The 17,151-nt window shown below is 71.0% G+C and carries 14 protein-coding genes; 8 read left to right on the top strand and 6 right to left on the bottom strand.

Features of this window, described 5'->3' with window-relative positions:
• The first annotated feature begins 27 nt into the window (after positions 1–27).
• Together AMK31_RS06015 and AMK31_RS06010 are read left to right on the top strand one after the other, a co-directional pair.
• Positions 28–255, top strand: a complete 228-nt coding sequence (locus tag AMK31_RS06015; RefSeq protein WP_073939324.1) for an MbtH family protein — start codon at positions 28–30, stop codon at positions 253–255.
• Between the two features lie 34 nt (positions 256–289).
• On the top strand, positions 290–1,639 hold the full coding sequence (locus AMK31_RS06010; protein ID WP_079186710.1) for a hypothetical protein: 1,350 nt from the start codon (positions 290–292) through the stop codon (positions 1,637–1,639).
• A gap of 65 nt (positions 1,640–1,704) precedes the next feature.
• Here the strand turns inward: AMK31_RS06010 and AMK31_RS06005 are convergent, their stop codons facing one another.
• Genes AMK31_RS06005 through AMK31_RS05995 form a run of 3 tightly spaced genes read right to left on the bottom strand, consistent with a single transcriptional unit; the run spans position 1,705 to position 5,209 of the window.
• Entirely contained in the window at positions 1,705–2,790 is a 1,086-nt protein-coding gene (locus tag AMK31_RS06005; protein ID WP_073939323.1) for an alpha-hydroxy acid oxidase, read from the bottom strand.
• Positions 2,787–3,884, bottom strand: a complete 1,098-nt coding sequence (gene hppD, locus AMK31_RS06000; RefSeq protein WP_241842541.1) for a 4-hydroxyphenylpyruvate dioxygenase — start codon at positions 3,882–3,884, stop codon at positions 2,787–2,789. Before hppD ends, AMK31_RS06005 begins: the two co-directional genes overlap by 4 nt.
• Positions 3,881–5,209: an aminotransferase-like domain-containing protein gene (locus AMK31_RS05995; RefSeq protein ID WP_073939321.1), complete on the bottom strand. Its 1,329-nt coding sequence runs from the start codon at positions 5,207–5,209 to the stop codon at positions 3,881–3,883. The genes hppD and AMK31_RS05995 overlap by 4 nt, the downstream gene beginning before the upstream one ends.
• 349 nt (positions 5,210–5,558) lie before the next feature.
• On the opposite strand from AMK31_RS05995, the gene ccsB reads away from it, so the two are divergent.
• Complete coding sequence (gene ccsB, locus AMK31_RS05990) at positions 5,559–6,719, top strand: c-type cytochrome biogenesis protein CcsB (RefSeq protein WP_073939320.1); 1,161 nt, start codon at positions 5,559–5,561, stop codon at positions 6,717–6,719.
• 84 nt (positions 6,720–6,803) lie between these two features.
• Here ccsB and AMK31_RS05985 read toward each other — a convergent pair whose 3' ends face one another.
• Together AMK31_RS05985 and AMK31_RS05980 are read right to left on the bottom strand one after the other, a co-directional pair.
• Positions 6,804–8,474: a cellulase family glycosylhydrolase gene (locus AMK31_RS05985; RefSeq protein WP_073939319.1), complete on the bottom strand. Its 1,671-nt coding sequence runs from the start codon at positions 8,472–8,474 to the stop codon at positions 6,804–6,806.
• Positions 8,475–8,740: 266 nt separating this feature from the next.
• On the bottom strand, positions 8,741–10,699 hold the full coding sequence (locus AMK31_RS05980) for an acyl-CoA dehydrogenase family protein (protein ID WP_073939318.1): 1,959 nt from the start codon (positions 10,697–10,699) through the stop codon (positions 8,741–8,743).
• A 413-nt stretch (positions 10,700–11,112) separates the two neighbouring features.
• Here AMK31_RS05980 and AMK31_RS05975 point away from each other — a divergent pair, with 413 nt between their 5' ends.
• The 5 genes from AMK31_RS05975 to AMK31_RS05955 all read left to right on the top strand — a co-directional run bounded on the left by AMK31_RS05975 (position 11,113) and on the right by AMK31_RS05955 (position 15,688).
• Positions 11,113–11,802, top strand: coding sequence for a ScbR family autoregulator-binding transcription factor (locus AMK31_RS05975; protein WP_073939317.1), 690 nt, complete (start codon positions 11,113–11,115; stop codon positions 11,800–11,802).
• Positions 11,803–12,053: 251 nt separating this feature from the next.
• On the top strand, positions 12,054–13,280 hold the full coding sequence (locus AMK31_RS05970; protein ID WP_073939316.1) for a cytochrome P450 family protein: 1,227 nt from the start codon (positions 12,054–12,056) through the stop codon (positions 13,278–13,280).
• A 404-nt stretch (positions 13,281–13,684) separates the two neighbouring features.
• Entirely contained in the window at positions 13,685–14,326 is a 642-nt protein-coding gene (locus tag AMK31_RS05965) for a ScbR family autoregulator-binding transcription factor (protein WP_073939315.1), read from the top strand.
• Between the two features lie 235 nt (positions 14,327–14,561).
• A complete protein-coding gene (locus tag AMK31_RS05960) occupies positions 14,562–15,344 on the top strand; it encodes an AfsR/SARP family transcriptional regulator (RefSeq protein ID WP_073939314.1) in 783 nt (260 codons plus the stop codon).
• Between the two features lie 149 nt (positions 15,345–15,493).
• A complete protein-coding gene (locus AMK31_RS05955; protein ID WP_073939313.1) occupies positions 15,494–15,688 on the top strand; it encodes a hypothetical protein in 195 nt (64 codons plus the stop codon).
• Between the two features lie 65 nt (positions 15,689–15,753).
• On the opposite strand, the gene AMK31_RS05950 is transcribed toward AMK31_RS05955, so the two are convergent.
• Positions 15,754–17,133 carry a class II 3-deoxy-7-phosphoheptulonate synthase gene (locus AMK31_RS05950; protein ID WP_107468532.1) on the bottom strand — a complete coding sequence of 460 codons (1,380 nt, stop codon included), beginning with the start codon at positions 17,131–17,133 and terminating at the stop codon, positions 15,754–15,756.
• Between the last annotated feature and the right edge of the window lie 18 nt (positions 17,134–17,151).

Here is a 17,151-nt window from a genome sequence, read left to right as displayed (position 1 = left end):
ACACCGTCACGAACAAGGAGAAACACCATGGCCACCAACCCCTTCGAGGACGAGAACGGCAGCTACCTGGTCCTGGTCAACGCGGAGGGCCAGCACTCCCTGTGGCCGTCCTTCGTGGAGGTGCCGGCCGGCTGGGAGCGCGCCTTCGGCGAGGACACCCGGCAGGCCTGCCTGGACTACGTCGAGCAGAACTGGACGGACATGCGCCCCAAGAGCCTGATCGAGGCGATGGACGCGCAGCACACCGGCGCCTGACCGGGGCCGTCGACGAACTGGTGAAAGCGTGCATATGACCAAGAAGGCGCCGGCGGGGGACACCACGGACTCCTCGGAGGACGGGCGGACGGGCGTCGGGGGAACGGCACTCGGGCACGGCACCCGCGCGTCCCGGGACAGAGCGCTGCGGGAGGCCGGGGACGCCGTCACGGCGTGGACCCACCGGGCGTTCGGCCCCGGCCGGCCGGACTTCGGGGACTTCCCGTACGAGCAGGTGGTCGGCTACTACCAGCAGGTCGGCAAGGCGGCCGTCTCCGCCGAGCTGGTCGCCCTGCTGCGGGGGACACGGCTCGGCCTGGAATGCGCCGGCCGCGCCCGGCCCTGGGCGTCACCGGACGCCTGGCTGTTCGACACCTGGCTGCCGCTGACGTTCACGGACCGGCCGATGAGCTACGTCTCCTACGCCGGCAACGACGTACTGGGGCTCGCCCTGTGGGACACCGACGGGGTCCCCGAGGCCACGGAACGGGCCGAGGACCTGCTGCTGGCGGTGCTCCTGGCCGACCTGGTGGAGCGGGAGACGGACGCGCTCGCCGCAGGCGGCGGCGAGGGCCGCCAGCGCACCCGGACCACCGCCGTGTGGCAGGCCCTGGCCCGGCTGGCGGACTTCGCGCCCCTGGCCCTGCCGGACACCGCTCCGCTCGACGGGATGCGGGCCGCGCTCGCCCGGCCGGGCGCCGAGGACGCGCCGGATGCCGCGCGGGCCGCCGTCGAGGCCGTCCGGGCCGAGGCGCCGCGGGCGCTGCGACGCGCGGTCGAGGTGGCCCTGCTGCCCGTGACGACCCTGCACGACGAGCGGATGTTCATCCGCTCCATCCAGCTCTTCGAGCGGCTGTTCAGCCGGGTCGCCCGGGCGCTGACCCTCGCCGTGGCGGCCGTCCGCGCCGGGCGGCCGCTCGACGCCGCGGCCTTCCTGGAGTCGGCCGGCACCCGGCTGCCCGGCGCGACCGCCCCGCTGTACCGGATCCTGACCACGATGCCGCCGGAGTCGTTCGCCGTGATCCGCGACCACACGCATGGGGCCAGCGCCATCCAGTCCCGGCCGTACCAGCTGGTGGAGACGGTGAGCGCGAAGCGCGAGGCGGGGGCCCACTCACCGGAGAAGGGGCCCGTCTTCACTCTCGACGCCACCTTGCAGGAGGCGTTCCTCGCGCACTCGGGCGGCTGGGACACCGGGGAGACCCGCCGGCTGGAGGCGGCCATGCGGCAGCTGGACGCCGCCTGGTGCGGGATGAAGCGCACGCACTGGGGCGTCACCATGAAGATCATCGGCCGGGTGCCCGGCACCGGTGGGACGACGGGCGCCGACTACCTGAAGGCGGCCGCCCAGGTCCCCCTGTTCCCGCTGCTCGCCACCGGCTGAACGAATGAAGGGCGTCCGCCGGACACATCGGCGGACGCCCTTCGACACGACGGGCACGGCACGGGTCAGACCGTCACGGTCTCCAGCTCCCTGGCGGCCGCGAGGTCGGGACAGCCCGCCAGCAGCAGGGCCTCCCGCAGCTCGTCGCGCAGCAGCTCCAGCACGCGCAGTGCGCCGGCCTCGCCGTCCAGCGCCAGCCCCCACAGCAGCGGCCTGCCGCACAGCGCCCCGTCCGCGCCGAGCGCCAGGGCCCGCAGCACGTCCGTACCGGTGCGCACCCCGCTGTCGAGCAGCACCGAACAGCGCCCGCCGACCGCGTCGAGCACCCGGGGGAGCGCGGTGACACTGGCCACGGCGGCGGAGAACTGACGGCCGCCGTGGTTGGACACGATCACCCCGTCGGCACCGGCGTCCACGGCTCGGACGGCGTCCCGCGGATCGAGGACGCCCTTCACCAGCAGGGGCAGGTCGGTCCGGGCCCGCAGCCAGGCGAGGTCGTCCCAGCCGAGCGCCGGGTCGAACGCCTCCGCGGTGTGCGTGGCGACGGCCGACCGGCCTTCCTGCCGCCGGTGCGCGGACGTCTCCGGGGCCGGACCGAGGTTCACGGCCCGCACGTGCGGCGGCAGACCGAAGCCGTTGCGCACATCGCGCAGCCGGCGGCCCATCCGGGGCACGTCGACGGTGACCACCAGGGCCTCGCAGCCGGCCGCCTCCGCCCGGCGCACCAGATCCAGCACGGCGTCCCGGTCGCGCAGCCAGTACAGCTGGAACCACACCGTGCCGCCCACCGCGGCGATCTCCTCGATGGAGCAGCTGCTCAGCGTGCTGATGACGAACGGGGCGCCGACGGCGCGCGCGGCCCGAGCGGCGGCCAGCTCGCCGTCGGGGTGCAGCAGCCGCTGGTACGCCATCGGAGCCACTGCCAGCGGCAGTCCGACGGCGCTGCGCACCAGCTCGCCCGAGGTGTCGGGCTCCCGCGCACCGGCCAGCACCCGCGGCACCAGCCGGACGGCGTCGAGGGCGGCCCGGTTGGCCGCCTGCGTCGACTCGTCGCCGCTGCCGCCGTTCACGAAGTCCAGGACGTCCCCCGGCACCCGCCGGGCGGCGAGTTCCGCCACGTCGGCGATGGTGAGCGCGGAGACGGAGGTCACCGGTCGGTGTCCTGCCGCGCCTGCTGCATCTCCATCTCCACCGCCGTGTACAGGGCCTTGATGTTGCCGCTGCCGAAGGTGCGCGCGCCGAGCCGCTCGATGACCTCGAAGAACAGCGTGCCGCGCGGGTGGGCGGACCTGGTGAAGATCTGCAGCAGCTGCCCGTCCTGGTCCTCGTCGACCAGGATGTTCGACTCGCGCAGCGCGTCCAGCGAGTGACGCCGCAGGTCGAGGCGCTCGGGCACCATGTCGTAGTAGGCCGACGGCGTGGTCAGGAAGCGCACACCGTCGGCGCCGAGCCGGCGCACCGCGCGCACGATGTCGTCGGTGGCGAAGGCGACGTGCTGCACACCGCCGCCCCCGTGCTCCTTGATGAACGTGTCGATCTGGCCGGGCTCCCGGGAGGTGTCCGGCTCGATCAGGGTGAGCGTCACCGCACCGGACCGGCTCTGCACCACCTGCGAGTCCATGGCCTGGCCGCCGACGATGATCCGCTCGGTGAAGACCATCTCGAAGTCGAGGACCGTCTCGTAGAACGCGACGGTGGCGGCCAGCTGGCCGGGCTCCAGGCAGACGGCGAAGTGGTCGACGGTGTGCAGCCCCGCGCCGGCCGTGTCCGGCGTGCCCGCCTCCGCGGCGACGGGGCCAACGGCGGTGAGGCCGGGCAGGGCACGGGAGTCCACGCCGGAGGCGCGCTGCACGAACGTGTGGGTGACATCGGCGAACCCGGCGATGGTCGCGGTGACGACGCCGTCCCGCTCGCTCGGCTCCGCCACCGGCCGGGCCCCGCGCCGCACCGCCTCCGCGAACGCCCCCGCCGCGTCCGCCGTGCTCAGTGCGATGTCCGACACACCGTCACCGTGGCGGTCGACGTAGGCCGTCGCCGGGTGGTCGGCGCCCCGGGCGTCGGTCAGCAGGACCCGTATGTTTCCGCCACCCAGCGCGGTCCGGATCACCGGATCGTCCGAGGTGCCGGAAACGGACCGGGCGTACACCTCCATCCCGTAGCCGTTGACGAAGAATTCCGTCGCCTGGGTCAGATCACCGACCGAGAAACCGATGTGATCGACGCCGAGGTCGTCGAAAGTACTCACGAAATACCTTTCTGGAGGCTCTGGACATCGCATTGCTCGCGGATGAAGTCCGCGAGGCGGTCGATGCCGACTGTGATCTCATCCGGTGTCAGATAGCTGAGGGAGAGGCGGAGCTGCCGTCGCGGGCGCCCGTCGCCGTAGAAGTGGTGCAGCGGAGTCCACAGGACCCGGTGGCGCCGCGCGGAGTGCATGAGAAGTTCGTCGTCGACCGGGAACGGAACCGTGACGACGACGAAGAATCCGCCGGACGGTGTGTTCCAGGTCACCTCGGGACGGCGGCCGGTGGGAAATTGGCGGGCCAGCTCGTCGAGCGTGTGGCGCAGATTTCCCTGATACAGCTCCGTTTCCCGGACGTTGGCCGCGCGCAGGCTGCAGCCGTGCGCCAGGAGTTTCCCGCCGATGACGGCCTGCGCGATCGGCGAGGTGTTCACCGTGAGCATGCTCTTGACTTTGGCCAGCTGATCGGCGAGGAGCGTCGTGCGGCCGTCGGCGGAGGTGATGCGCTGGTCGGCGACCACGAATCCGATGCGCGCTCCCGGCAGCCCGGTCTTGGCGTACGAGCCCAGGTGGACCACGCGCCGACGGTCGCCGTCGAGCGCCTTCAGCGTGGGGGTCGGAGCGGCGTCCGGAGCCTGGAACAACCCGTACGGGTTGTCCTCCAGGATCAGGAAGTCGTGCTCCTCGGCCAGCCGGATCAGTGCCTCGCGCGCGTCGAGGCCGAGGCTTGTGCCGGACGGGTTGGCGAAGTCGGCCACCACGTAACAGGCCCGCGGCCGCAGGCCGTTCGCCTTCGCCTCCGTCACGACGCGTACCAGGTCGTCGAGGTCGATGCCGGCCGAGTGCTCCGCGACGGGCAGCACCCGCATGTCCGCGAGGGCGGCGGCGCCGGTGGCGCCCACATAGCAGGGCATGGGCGCGACGAGGCAGTCCCGGTCGTCCCGGCGCAGGGTGCGCAGGGTCAGGAAGAGCGCCTCCTGACAGCCCACGGTGACGACGATGCTCTCCGGGTCGGCCTCGATGCCCTCGTCCGTGGCGAGGTTCTTCGCGATCAGGTCGTGGATGATGCCCTTGGTGCGCCCGTACTGGAGCAGGGTGCGGCGTACCTGCTGCTCGTCCCCGCCGGACTGGGCTCTGACATGGGACTCGTAAAGGCGAAGGTATTCGTGCACATCATCGGTGTCGAAGAATCCCTCGTACGGCCGTCCGGCGGCCATGGAGAGCGCGTCCGGAAATCGTTGGGACACCTCGTTGAGGAAATTCATCGACTCGATGACCGGCGACTCCAGGGACTCATGGAGGCTGAGTGTGTCGAGTTGTGTGTGCATGCGATGTCGGCTGGTAAGGCAGCCGAAGTTCCCCCTCCAGCATGAAATCGAACCCTGGCGGTGCGGTCACACCGGAAAACGGCCGGGTTCGATGAATTCTGCTATGAAAATGGCGCAATACCGCCTATCTCCTGATCGATTCAATCATGGTGCTTGATCACCGTCAACCGCGATCCGAATCAAGCCGGACGCAACGGTTTCCGGCCAATCCGCGGCCTGGACGCGCTCGTGCCGGGCACGGTCCGCCGAGAGTGACCCACCGTCAACTCCCCATAACGGCGGGGGCTAAGCTGACCGCAGGGTGCGGACCGCGCCCGTCCCTGTTCGCATCCTCTTCGAGGTGGAAGAAGTGAACATCCTGGCCGCCACCAACGAGGACCTGGCGCAGCTCAGCAACTGGCTCATCTATTCGGCGATGGCCGTCTACTCGCTGGCCTTCCTCGCCCATATCACCGAATGGATCTTCGGCAGTCGCAGCAAGGTCGGCCGCACGGCCGCCGCGCTCGTGGCGGAGAAGGACGCGCAGCCGGCCCCCGAGCGCCGTGAGGCGCGCGCCGCGGCCGGTGGCACGGCCGTGCTGGAGCGCCCCAAGGTGGTCGGCCGGCTGCGGGCCGGAGCCTCCACCGTTGCCGACGGCCCCGGAGCGCACGGCGGCGACGAGAAGGGCGACCTCTACGGCCGTATCGCGGTGTCCCTCACCGCCCTCGCCTGCCTGTTCTCGGCCGGCGGTGTGGTGAGCCGCTCGCTGTCCGCGCAGCGGGCGCCGTGGGGCAACATGTACGAGTTCTCGACCACCTTCTCCACGGCGGTCGTCGTCCTCTACCTGGTCCTGCTGGCGCTCGGGAAGAACGTGCGCTGGGCCGGGCTGCCGCTGGTCACCACCGTGCTGCTCGACCTGGGCATCGCCGTCACCTGGCTCTACACCGAGAGCGACCAGCTGGTCCCGGCCCTGCACTCGTACTGGCTGTGGATCCACGTGTCCGTGGCGATCCTGTGCGGCGCGGCCCTCTACCTCGGCGCGCTGTCCGCCCTCGTCTACCTCTTCCGCGACAGCTACGAGACGCGTCTTCGCGACGGCCGGGTCGCGGCACTGGAGCGCACCCTGGCCACGGCGGTGCGGACCAAGGAGGGCCCGGCCGGCGTCCGGCTGCTGCTGTGGACCCGCATGGTGTGCAACGACATCCTCGCCCGGATGCCCGCCGCGGCCACCCTGGACAAGCTGTCTTACCGCATCAACGCCGCGATCTTCCCGCTGTGGACCTTCACGATCGTCGCGGGCGCCATCTGGGCCGGCTCCGCCTGGGGCCGCTACTGGGGCTGGGACCCCAAGGAGACCTGGTCCTTCGTAACCTGGGTCGCCTACGCCTCCTACCTGCACGCCCGTGCCACGTCCGGCTGGAAGGGCCGCAAGGCCGCGTACATCGCCCTCGTGGCCTTCGCCACCTACCTCTTCAACTACTACGGGGTCAACTTCCTCTTCGGCGGCAAGCACTCCTACTCCGGGGTCTGAGTCCCGCGGAGGCGATCGGCGCGCGAAGCCGGCGGGGCGACAGGCCCCGCCGGCTTTCCTGTGCGGTGGTGCGGGCGGACCGGCTCAGGCGGTCGTGCAGGTGGTGCCGTTGAGGGTGAAGGACGCCGGGGCCGTGTTGGTCGCGGACCGGTTGCCGGTGAAGCCGAGCGTGACCGAACCGGCCTTGGGGATCGTGGACGTGTACGACGCGGCGGCGACCGTCACCGCGGAGCCGTTCTGGGTGGGCGTGCCGCCCCACATGTTGGTGATGGTCTGGCCGTTCGGGAAGCTGAAGGCCAGGGTCCAGCCGGTGACGGCGGCGGCGCCGGTGTTGCGGATGGTGATCTCACCCTGGAAGCCGCCCGGCCACTCGTTGGCGACACGGTAGTTCACCGAGCAGCCGGTGCCGGGGGTGCCGGTGTCCTTCTCGGTGGTCACGGTGACCGTGGCCGAGCGGGGCGAGCGGTTGCCGGCCGCGTCCCTGGCGTAGACGGCGAAGGTGTACGACGTGTCCGCCGTCAGCCCCGCGACGGTGACCGTGCTGGTGGCGGAGGCGGCGGCCGGGGTCTCCGTGTCGCCGCTGACGCGGACCACGTCGTAGCCGGTGACGGCAACGTTGTCGGTGGCGGCGGGCCAGGTCAGGGTGACGGAGGTGGGGGAGACCGCCGAGGCCTTCGGGGTGCCGGGGGCGGTCGGGGCCTGGGTGTCGGGTCCGGTGCCGCCGAAGACCGTGGCCTCGCGGGAGGTCTGCGCGATGCCGTTCGCGCCGTGGAAGATGCGCTGGCCCCAACTGCTGAGCCGCGCCGGGTCGAAGTCGATCGCGAGGTCGAGAACCGGGTCGGTGTTGCCGCTCCAGGACCAGGCCAGGTAGCCGAGGTCGAGCTGTTCGGCCGTCGCCATCATGGTGTCCTCGTCGGGGTCGCCCCACTGGTCGGCGGGTCCGCCGAACTCGCCGATGAGGATGGGGAGTTTCGCGGCGACGAAGGCGTTCAGATAGTCGGTGATCTCCTGGGCGGTGTCGAACACGCTGTACATGTGGATGGAGAAGATCAGGTTGCCGGTGGGGTCGGCGTCGTACACGGTCCGGGCGTTGGCGCGCATGACGCCCTGCCAGTCCTGGCCCCAGTTGGGCGCGTCCACCATGATCGTGTGCTCGAACCCGGCGGCGCGCAGCTTCCCGACCGCGGCGATGGTCGGCTGGGTCCAGCCCGCGGGGTCGGTGTTGCCCCAGGGCTCGTTGCCGATGTTGACGATGACGTAGTCCTCCTGGCCGGCCAGGACGTCCTTCAGGCTGATCCAGTAGTCGGCGGCGTGGTCGAGGGTGCCGGCGGCGGCCTCCTCGCCGTAACCGGTGGTGTCGTGCACCTCCAGCACGCAGATCAGGCGGTTGGCCTTGCAGTCGCCGACGACGGCGGCCACGTCCTCGGGGGTGTTGCGGGTCCAGCGGTGGCCGTCGGAGAGGACGACCCGGACGGTGTTGGCGCCCAGTGCCTTGATGTCGGCCAGCGACTGGGTCTCGCCCGGGTACCAGGTGTGGGCGTGGTTGACGCCGCGCATCACGAAGTCGTTGCCGTTGCCTTCGAGGAGGCGGCCGTTCTCGATGTGCAGTCCGGTGGCGGCGGCGCCCACCGGCGACTGGGCGTGCGCGGTGGCGGGGGTGAGGGCCAGCAGGCCGACGAGGGTGGCCAGGAAGGCGAGCAGGACGGTGGCGGGGCTCTTGAGTGTCGTGCTGCTTGTCGTTCGTGTCGTTCTCACTGCGGCTCCAGGGAGTGAGTGAAGAAACCGGATGGCGGGAAAGCGTGCACGTGTGGGAGCGCTCCCATGAAAGCGATCGCGCCAGGGACACGTCAAGAGGCTGGGTGGGAGGGGCCGTTGGAGCGCGGGAAACGCGCGAGGCCGCACCCCGTAGCGGGGCGCGGCCTCGTGTCGGTCTGTCAGCGGTGCCGGTCCGTCAGCGGTGCCGGTCCGTCAGCGGTGTCCGTCTGTCAGCGGTGTCGACTGGTCAGGCCGATGCCGGTCGGTCAGGCGGGTGTCGGCTCCGGCAGCGGTGCCGGGTCGATCGCCGATTCGAGGGTGGATCCGACCAGGGCGGCCAGACCGGACGTGGACGCGGGGACGGGCGGCAGGGCCGCCTCCGGTATGAGCGGTCCCACGGGCTCCGCGGTGAACCGCGGGGCGGGTTCGGCCACCGCGTCGGTCCCGGACCGCGGACGGTAGTGGTCGACGTAGTCGGGCCCCGCGATCGGGACCCGGGACAGGAAATCCTCCGGGAGGTCGAAGGCGTCCACCAGGGTCATCAGATGCGGCGCCAGGTCGGCGACGACCCCGTCCGCCGCGATGTGCAGCGCCACCACCTGCTGGGGCGTCATCAGGGCGGCGGCCAGGAGGTCACCGGTGTACTGGCGCAGCTGCTCCAGCAGGAAGAGGCGGGAGACGCTCTCCAGCAGGAAGCGGGCGCGGGCGTTGCGGGCCCGGCCTGCGGCGGCCAGCAGCGCGTCCGCCGCCTGGAGGCGGGCGTGCGCGGACACCATCTCGAGGGCCGCGCCGGAGGTCGCGTTCCAGCGCCCGATCGGGTCGCCGGCGGGACCGCCGCGCAGGGCCTCCCGGGCGCGGCTCTGCCAGATGCGCTCGGCGGAGGCCAGCAGATCCCGCAGGAAGCCGACGTCGGTCAGCTCGCGCTCGGCGGGGCGCACCGGCTGCTCGGGCCCGGACTCGTGGCCGAACACCATCTCGGAGGCGGCCTTCACCCAGATCACCAGGTTGTCGCCCTCGGCGGTGATGCCGCCCTCCACGTTCAGCTGGAGGTCCGCCAGGTTGTTGTGCGGGAAGAGCCCCTGGGCCCCGCACCGCTCCCGGCACTCGATGGTGATGTCCCGGGCCTGCCAGGTGATCCAGCCCTTGGCGATGGCGATCAGCCGCTCGATCTCCTCGTGCTGCTCGCGGTCGGTCTCGTCGTGGTCGGTCCAGCGGTCGACGACCGCCCGCTGGAGGAAGGTCATGGCGTAGGCGGTGGACAGGGAGCGCAGCAGACGGCCGTGGTGGCTGCGGTGGTCGGTCAGCGGAATGCGCTGGCCGGCCTTGGGGCCGCCGATGTGCCGGTGGTGGGCGTAGCGCACGGCGATGGTCAGGGCCGCGCGGGCCATGCCGAGGGTGCCGGCGCTCATGCAGAGCTTGCCCACGGTGACGCGGCCGACGGACCGCAGGAACCGCTTGCGGCGGTTGCCGAGGGTGCTGGTGAGCCTGCCGTTCTCGTCCAGCCGGCCGTGGGCGGCCTCCAGCATGGCCTCGCGCGGCAGCCGGACGTGGTCGAAGGAGGTCAGACAGTGGTCGACCGGGGTGCCGGTGCGTTCGGGCAGTCGGCGGACCCGAACGCCGGGCAGGTGACCGTTGTCGTCGCTCAGTGGTGTGAGGAAGAGGAAGATGCCCTGGTCCTCGTCGTCGACCAGCAGCCGGGCGGCGACCACCGCGCTCTTCGGGCCGCCGGTGAGGCTGGTGTTCGGCATGAACTTCTGCGCGCCGGTGGTCGGCGTGTGCAGGACGAACTCCCCGGTCTCGCGGTCGAACCGGGCGACCGTCTGGAGGTTGGCCACGTCGTTGCCGTGCTCCAGCTCGGTGCAGAGGAAGACCCCGGTGCGCCGCATGGCGGCGTACGGCGCCAGATCGCGCCGGTAGCCGTCGTGGTCGAGCAGGCTGCCGAGGAAGAGGTTGTAGTGGATGCTCGCCAGCGTGCACAGGCCGCCGTCGACGAACCCGGTCCACTCGTGCAGCGCGGCGAGCCCGCGGGCGTCGTAGGTCAGGGCTTCCGCGGACGGTACGGCGCTGTTGACCAGGCGGAGCCGCTGGTAGGAGAGTTCGGCGCGTTCCCGGGGTGTCAGTCCCGGGCGGTAGGCGAAGGCCTCCCCTCCGACGAGGTCGCGCCAGCGGCCGTGGACGTTGTCCCGCTCGTCCCCCTCGAAGAGCAGGTGGGTGAGTTCGTCCACGGCGCTTCCCTCGACCGCTGCGGCGGTACGGAGTGGCGCGTCGGTACGGAGAGATGTGGCGCCGGCAAGATGCGGAATAGAACCGTCCGCGCGGTCTGATTCTTCGGTGTTGCTTCTGAACGGTGCTTCAACCTGCTGAAACATCGACTGTCCCCCAGTGCGTGCCAAGCCAAGATGGTGTTGGTTGAGTCGCGCTGGAGAAAAACTACGGACCAATCGGTTTGTTTTCAAGCCCTTGCAAAACCGGCTGGGTGGTTTTATTGTTCCGGTCGGACGTGTGAATTGACCGGTTTCGCGCGCCCGGTCTGGGACGACGGGGGTGGGGCGGCCGGGCGGCAACTCATCACTCCATGAGGGCCATAGGAATACAAACCACTCGGTCTCTTCCTGCCGAGAGGTGACGGAGGGATGCAGTGGCACAGCAGGAGCGGGCCATCCGTACGCGCCAGAAGATCGTCAAGGCGGCGGCGGAACTGTTCGACGAGGTCGGCTACGAGGCGGCGACCATCTCGGAGGTCCTGAAGAAGTGCGGCGTGACCAAGGGGGCGCTGTACTTCCACTTCTCCTCCAAGGAGGAACTCGCCCAGGAGGTGCTGGCCGCGCAGGTGTCCGCGCTGCCCCCGGTGCCGCCGCAGGAGCTGTTCCTCCAGCAGAGCCTCGACGAGGCGCTGCTCCTGGCCCACATGCTGCGGCTCGGCGACCCCATGGTGCGCGGCAGCATCCGGCTCACCGTGGACCAGGGCTCCCCGCTGGACGGACTGGACCGCAGGGTGCCCATGCAGGGGTGGATCAACCACAACATGGACGTGCTGGCCCGGGCCAAGGCGGCCGGCGAGCTGCTGCCGCACGTCGACGTGGCCTCCACGGCCACCTTGTTCACCAGCAGTTTCACCGGCGTCCAGGTGCTCTCCAAGATCATGACCGGGCACGCGGACATGGTCGAACGGGTGCTGGACCTCATGGGGAACCTCATCGCCGCCATCGCCGTACCCGGCGTGCTGCTGCGGCTGGACTTCTCGCGCGACCGCGCGGAGCAGGTCTACGAGGAGGCGGTCCGGCTGCGCGACGAGCGACTGGCGGCCGAGGCCGCCGCCACGGCATGAGCCGTTGCCGGCCCGCGTGATCCGACGCCGGCCGGCGTGATGTGACGCGGGCCGGCGTGCCCCGGGTCCGGCTAGGAAGCCGCCCGGCCGCCGGCCGGCGGTGAGCCGTGTGCCGACCGTCCGGTGGACCAGCACCGGCCGGCGGACCGGCGCCACGGGGGGAGGGGCGCCGCCGGGCCCCCTCGTTCTCCTCGGTGTGTGTGCGTACGACTGCAACGGAACGCGACTACGACCGAACGGAGTACAACAGAATGAACGTTACTTCTGGTCTCTACACGCTGGACGTGACCGGAAGGGACATCCCGGCCGAGGCCGCGATGCTGCGCGAACGGGGTCCGGCCGTCGAGGTCGAACTGCCGGGCGGGGTACGGGCCTGGGCGGTCGTCCGGCAGGAGTACGTGGAACGGCTGCTGCTGGATCCCCGGGTCTCCAAGGACGCGCGCCGCCACTGGCCCGCTTTCGTCGAGGGGCGGATCACGCCCGACTGGCCGCTGTTCCCCTGGGTGGCCAACGAGAACATGCTCTTCGCGTACGGCACCGACCACGCCCGTCTGCGAAGACTCGTCGCCGGCGCCTTCACCGCCCGCCGGACGGCCGCGCTGAGGCCCCGCGTCGAGCAGATGACCGCCGCCCTCCTCGACACGATCGACGCCGGATCCGACGGCGGGACGGTGGAACTCCGCTCGGCCTTCGCCGAGGTGCTGCCGCTCCAGGTCGTCTGCGAACTGTTCGGCGTCGAGGAGGGGGAGATGCGGACCGCGCTGTGCGCCGCGCTGCGCGTGGTGTTCTCCTCCAGCGTCACGGCCCAGACCATGGAGGCCGCCCGCGGCACCGCCTTCCGGCTGCTCGCCGAGCTGGTGTCCGCCAAGCGCCGGGAGCCCGGCGACGATCTGACCTCCTCGCTGATCGCCGCGCGCGACGACGGCGACCGGCTCAGCGAGAACGAACTGCTCGGTACGCTTTTCCTGATGATCGCGGCCGGCCAGGACACCACGTCCACGCTCATCGTCAACGGCGCGGGCTCGCTGCTGACCCACCCGGAGCAGCTGGAGCACGTCCGCGCCGGGCGCGCCGGCTGGGAGGACGTGGTCGACGAGACGCTTCGCGTGCACAGCCCCGCGTCCTACTCGCCGATGCGGTTCGCCGTGGAGGACATCGACCTCGACGGCGTGCCGATCCGGCGGGGCGACCCCATCCTCGTCAGCTTTGCGGCGGCCGGACGCGATCCCGAGCGGCACGGGGAGGACGCCGCTCGGTTCGATCTGCTGCGCACCGGTCGCGACGTCCTGGGCTTCGGCCACGGCGTGCACCGCTGCCTCGGCGCCCCGCTCGCCGTCCTGGAGGCCACCATCGCCTTCCGCGCCCTCTTCGAACGCTTCCCCGACCTGGCCCTCGGCTGCCCGGAGGAGGAGCTGCGCCCGCTGCCGACGTTCCTGCTGAACGGCTTCGGAGCGCTGCCGGTGCTGCTGCGGGGATAGCCGACAGGATCGCGCCAACCTTGACGTGGCCGGTGGCGGCCGAACGGCCGTCCTGAGAGAGGAGTCCGTGTCCGGCGTGCCGTGACGGCGTCCGGCCGCACGGCTGCCGCCCGTATACGACGGGGCCCGTTCTCGCGGGCCCCGTTTGCTTGTGCGCGTGCGGGCAAGGGGAGGGTGGGCCCCGGGTGTGACGGTCCATCGGCGGCTCATCGCCGCTCCACGGGTCGCCGCCGCGTCGGTCACCCGGGGGTTGATTTCCGGGCTTTTCGCAGACGGCGGGGTCTACGGGGTAGATAAACCGCGAGCCCGGTTTGTTAAGGTGGTTGTCTGCGGCTACCGGACGGCTACTGAACGGAACCCCGTCTTCCGCAGCACTGACCCCCAGGGGAGCAACGGAGTTCGCCATGGCCAAGCAGGAACGCGCGATACGGACGCGCAACGCACTCATCGACGCCGCGGCCGAGCTGTTCGACCGGGACGGGTTCGAGGTGGCCTCGCTCGCCACCATCAGTGCCAAGGCCGGGGTCAGCAGCGGTGCCCTGCACTTCCACTTCGCCAACAAGGCGGCGCTGCTGGACGCGGTGGTGGGCGTGGCCGGCGAGCGGCTGCGGTGGATCACCCGGCAGCGCGACGCGCTCTCCCTCCAGGTGCTCATCGACGCCAGTCACGACCTGGTGCAGGGGCTGGCCCAGGACGTGGTCCTGCGCGCCGGTTTCGCGCTCGGCTCGCACCCCGAGCGCTCCGAGCACACCCGCGATCTGCGCCGGGAGTGGCAGTCCTGGGTCGAGGCCACGGTCGAACGGGCCGCACGCGAGGGCGCGTTGATGCCCGGTGTGGTCACAGGGGACCTGTCGGCGGCCGTGGTGGCCGTCGCGGCGGGCCTGGAGGCCCTGGGTGGCCGGGACCACCGCTGGCTGGAGCGGGCCACTCTGACGCGCATCTGGACCCTGCTGCTGCCGCGTGTGGTGGGTCCGGCGGCCCGGGATCTGTTCGTGGCCGCGGGACGCGCCGCCATCGAGAAGGCGCCCTGCATGACCGCCAGGTGACTCTTAATCAAACTGTCTTCGCTGTTTTTTGTGCCCGGGGTCGACCTGGGGATGTGCACGTGCACGCTACAGGCGTCCGATTTATGAGCACTTACCACTACTTATGCTGCCACTCGCGTACGGTCGACCCCGAGCTCCATGCGACCGTTCCACCCAATCGACTTGACAAACAGCGGGGCCGGTTTGTTTTCTAGGGGGTGTCGATGAGGAAGTCATCCAACGCGTGGGGGATAGTATGCGGTTCAACCTTCTCGGTCCGCTCGAACTGATCACCGCAGACCGGGCACTGCCTCTCGGGGGGATCATCCAACGGGCCACCCTCGGCTATCTCCTGCTCAACCCGAACAAGACCGTCGCCACCAGCCGGCTGGTCACCGCCCTCTGGGGCGACGACGCGCCGACGACCTCCCGGAAGATGGTGCAGAACGCGGTCTCGGGCATCCGCAGGCTCTTCGAGCAGGCGGACCTGGAGGGCGACGGGGTGCGTCTGACCACCGCGCCGCACGGCTACCAGCTGCGCCTGGAGCCGGAGACCGTCGACGCGTTCCGCTTCCGCCGGCTCGCCGCCCAGGGGCGTGCCGAACTCGCCGCCGGTCTCCCGGACGCGGCCGTCGACTCGCTCACCCAGGCCCTCGCCCTGTGGCGGGACTCGGTCCTCGTCGACCTCGCCGAGACCGGCATCAGCTGGCCGACCTTCGCCCAGCTGGAGCGGGAGCGGCTGACGGTCTACGAGGACTGGGCCGCCGCCGGACTGGAGCTCGGCCGGCACCGTGAACTGGTCTGCGAACTGGAGCAGATGGCGTCCGCCGTGCCCACCCGGGAGCGGCTCTGCCACCAGCTGATGCTCGCCCTCTACCGCTGCGGTCAGCAGACCGAGGCGCTGGCCGCGTACCGCCGCACCCGGCAGGCGCTGGTCGACGTCCACGGCCTCGACCCGACGCGGGACCTCCAGGAGCTGGAGCGCGCGATCCTCAACCAGGAGCCGCGCCTCCTCGGCCGCCGGCCCCAGCTCGTCTGACCGCACACCTGGCGGTAATTCCAGAAACCTCTGGGGTGGGCTAGGGGATCCCTGAAACAGCCGGAACTTCTACTTTCTTCACAGGGAACGAAGAAATGAAGGAACGTTCCGCGGCCATTCTTCGCGGCCATTCAGGGAGGGTCAGGAAAATGCCGGTACAGCACACCGATTCCACCGTCGAGGAAGACCCGCGCATCGGGCTCAACGTCGCGCTCGACGCCGCGATCAACATTTTCACCGGGAACCTCCGGTCGTACTCCGGAACCCCGAACGAGAGCACCACGGACCGCGCCGAACGCTATACCGCGCTCGCCTGGCACCACCCCGCACTGATCCCCGAGTGAGCGCCGGGAAAAGGGGGCGCCCGGAATTCTCCGGGCGCCCCCTTCGCGCTGTTCAGAGCCTGGGCTCATGCCTGGAGCATCTCGGCCACCAGGAAGGCCAGTTCGACCGACTGCTTCGGATTCAGCCGCGGGTCGCAGCTGGTCTCGTACCGCTGGGCCAGCGCCTGCTCGTCGATCTCCTCGGCACCGCCCAGGCACTCGGTGACGTCGTCGCCGGTCAGCTCGATGTGCAGGCCGCCCGGATGGGTGCCGAGAGCCTTGTGCACCTCGAAGAAGCCCTTCACCTCGTCCAGGATGCGGTCGAAGTGGCGGGTCTTGTAGCCGCTCGCCGCCTCAACGGTGTTGCCGTGCATCGGGTCGCACTGCCACACCACGCGGTGCCCGCTCGCCTCCACCTTCTCCACGAGCCCCGGCAGCACGTCACGGACCTTGCCGTTGCCCATCCGGCTGATCAGGGTGACCCGGCCGGGCACGTTGTCCGGGTCGAGCCGTTCCACGTACTCCACGGCCTGCTCGGGCGTCGTGCCCGGGCCCAGCTTCAGACCGATCGGGTTGGCCAGCAGCGAGGCCAGGGCGATGTGGGTGCCGTCCAGCTGACGGGTGCGTTCGCCGATCCACAGCATGTGCGAGGACAGGCCGTACAGCCGCTTCTCGCCGGCCGGGGAGGCCGCCCAGCGCAGCAGCCCGTCCTCGTACTCCACCAGCAGCGCCTCGTGGCTGGCGTAGATCTCCGTGGTGTGCAGGGCGCCGTGGTCGGCCCCCGAGGCGGTCATGAAGGCGAGACCGCGGTCGATCTCCGCGGCCAGCGCCTCGTAGCGCTCGCCCGCGGGAGAGGTGCGCACGAAGTCACGGTTCCAGTCGTGCACCCGGCCCAGGTCGGCCAGGCCCGAACCGGACAGCGCGCGGACCAGGTTGAGGGACGCGGCCGAGTTGGCGTACGCGCGCAGCATCCGGGACGGGTCGGGCACGCGGGCGCCGGGGCTCGGGTCGAGGGAGTTGACGATGTCGCCGCGGTACACCGGCAGGCCCAGCGCGTCCGTGGAGTTGGAGCGGGGCTTGGCGTACTGCCCGGCGATCCGGCCGATCTTCACGACCGGGACGCTCGCGGCGTACGTCAGCACCACGGCCATCTGGAGCAGGGTGCGCATGTTCGCGGTGACGTGGGACTCGGTGTTGCCGTCGAAGGTCTCCGCGCAGTCGCCGGCCTGGAGCAGGAAGCCCTGGCCGTTCGCGACGCGGGAGAGCCGGTCCTGGAGGCGGTCCACCTCTCCCGGTACGACGAGGGGCGGGAGCTGGGTCAGGGCGTCGCGGGCCGCGCGGGCGCGGGAGGGATCCGGCCACTCGGGCTGCTGGGCGGCCGGCCGCGCCACCGCGGCCTTCACCTGGGCGTCGATGTCTTCGGGGAACCGGGGGGTGGGGGAGCCGTGGGCTTCCTGGGCCGTCATGTCGCCGATGGTTGGATT

The organism is Streptomyces sp. TSRI0107, assembly GCF_001905845.1.
GTDB lineage: Bacteria > Actinomycetota > Actinomycetes > Streptomycetales > Streptomycetaceae > Streptomyces.
The sequence above is the reverse complement of the archived record's forward strand: the minus strand, read 5'-3'. Positions and strand labels throughout refer to the sequence as shown.

Coding starts and splice junctions, on each gene's coding strand:
- AMK31_RS05965 (WP_073939315.1), top strand. CDS start 13,685: ATGGCCAAGCAGGAACGCGCGATACGGACGCGCAACGCACTCATCGAC.
- AMK31_RS05955 (WP_073939313.1), top strand. CDS start 15,494: ATGCCGGTACAGCACACCGATTCCACCGTCGAGGAAGACCCGCGCATC.
- AMK31_RS05995 (WP_073939321.1), bottom strand. CDS start 5,209: ATGCACACACAACTCGACACACTCAGCCTCCATGAGTCCCTGGAGTCG.
- AMK31_RS05950 (WP_107468532.1), bottom strand. CDS start 17,133: ATGACGGCCCAGGAAGCCCACGGCTCCCCCACCCCCCGGTTCCCCGAA.
- AMK31_RS06010 (WP_079186710.1), top strand. CDS start 290: ATGACCAAGAAGGCGCCGGCGGGGGACACCACGGACTCCTCGGAGGAC.
- AMK31_RS05960 (WP_073939314.1), top strand. CDS start 14,562: ATGCGGTTCAACCTTCTCGGTCCGCTCGAACTGATCACCGCAGACCGG.
- AMK31_RS05970 (WP_073939316.1), top strand. CDS start 12,054: ATGAACGTTACTTCTGGTCTCTACACGCTGGACGTGACCGGAAGGGAC.
- AMK31_RS06015 (WP_073939324.1), top strand. CDS start 28: ATGGCCACCAACCCCTTCGAGGACGAGAACGGCAGCTACCTGGTCCTG.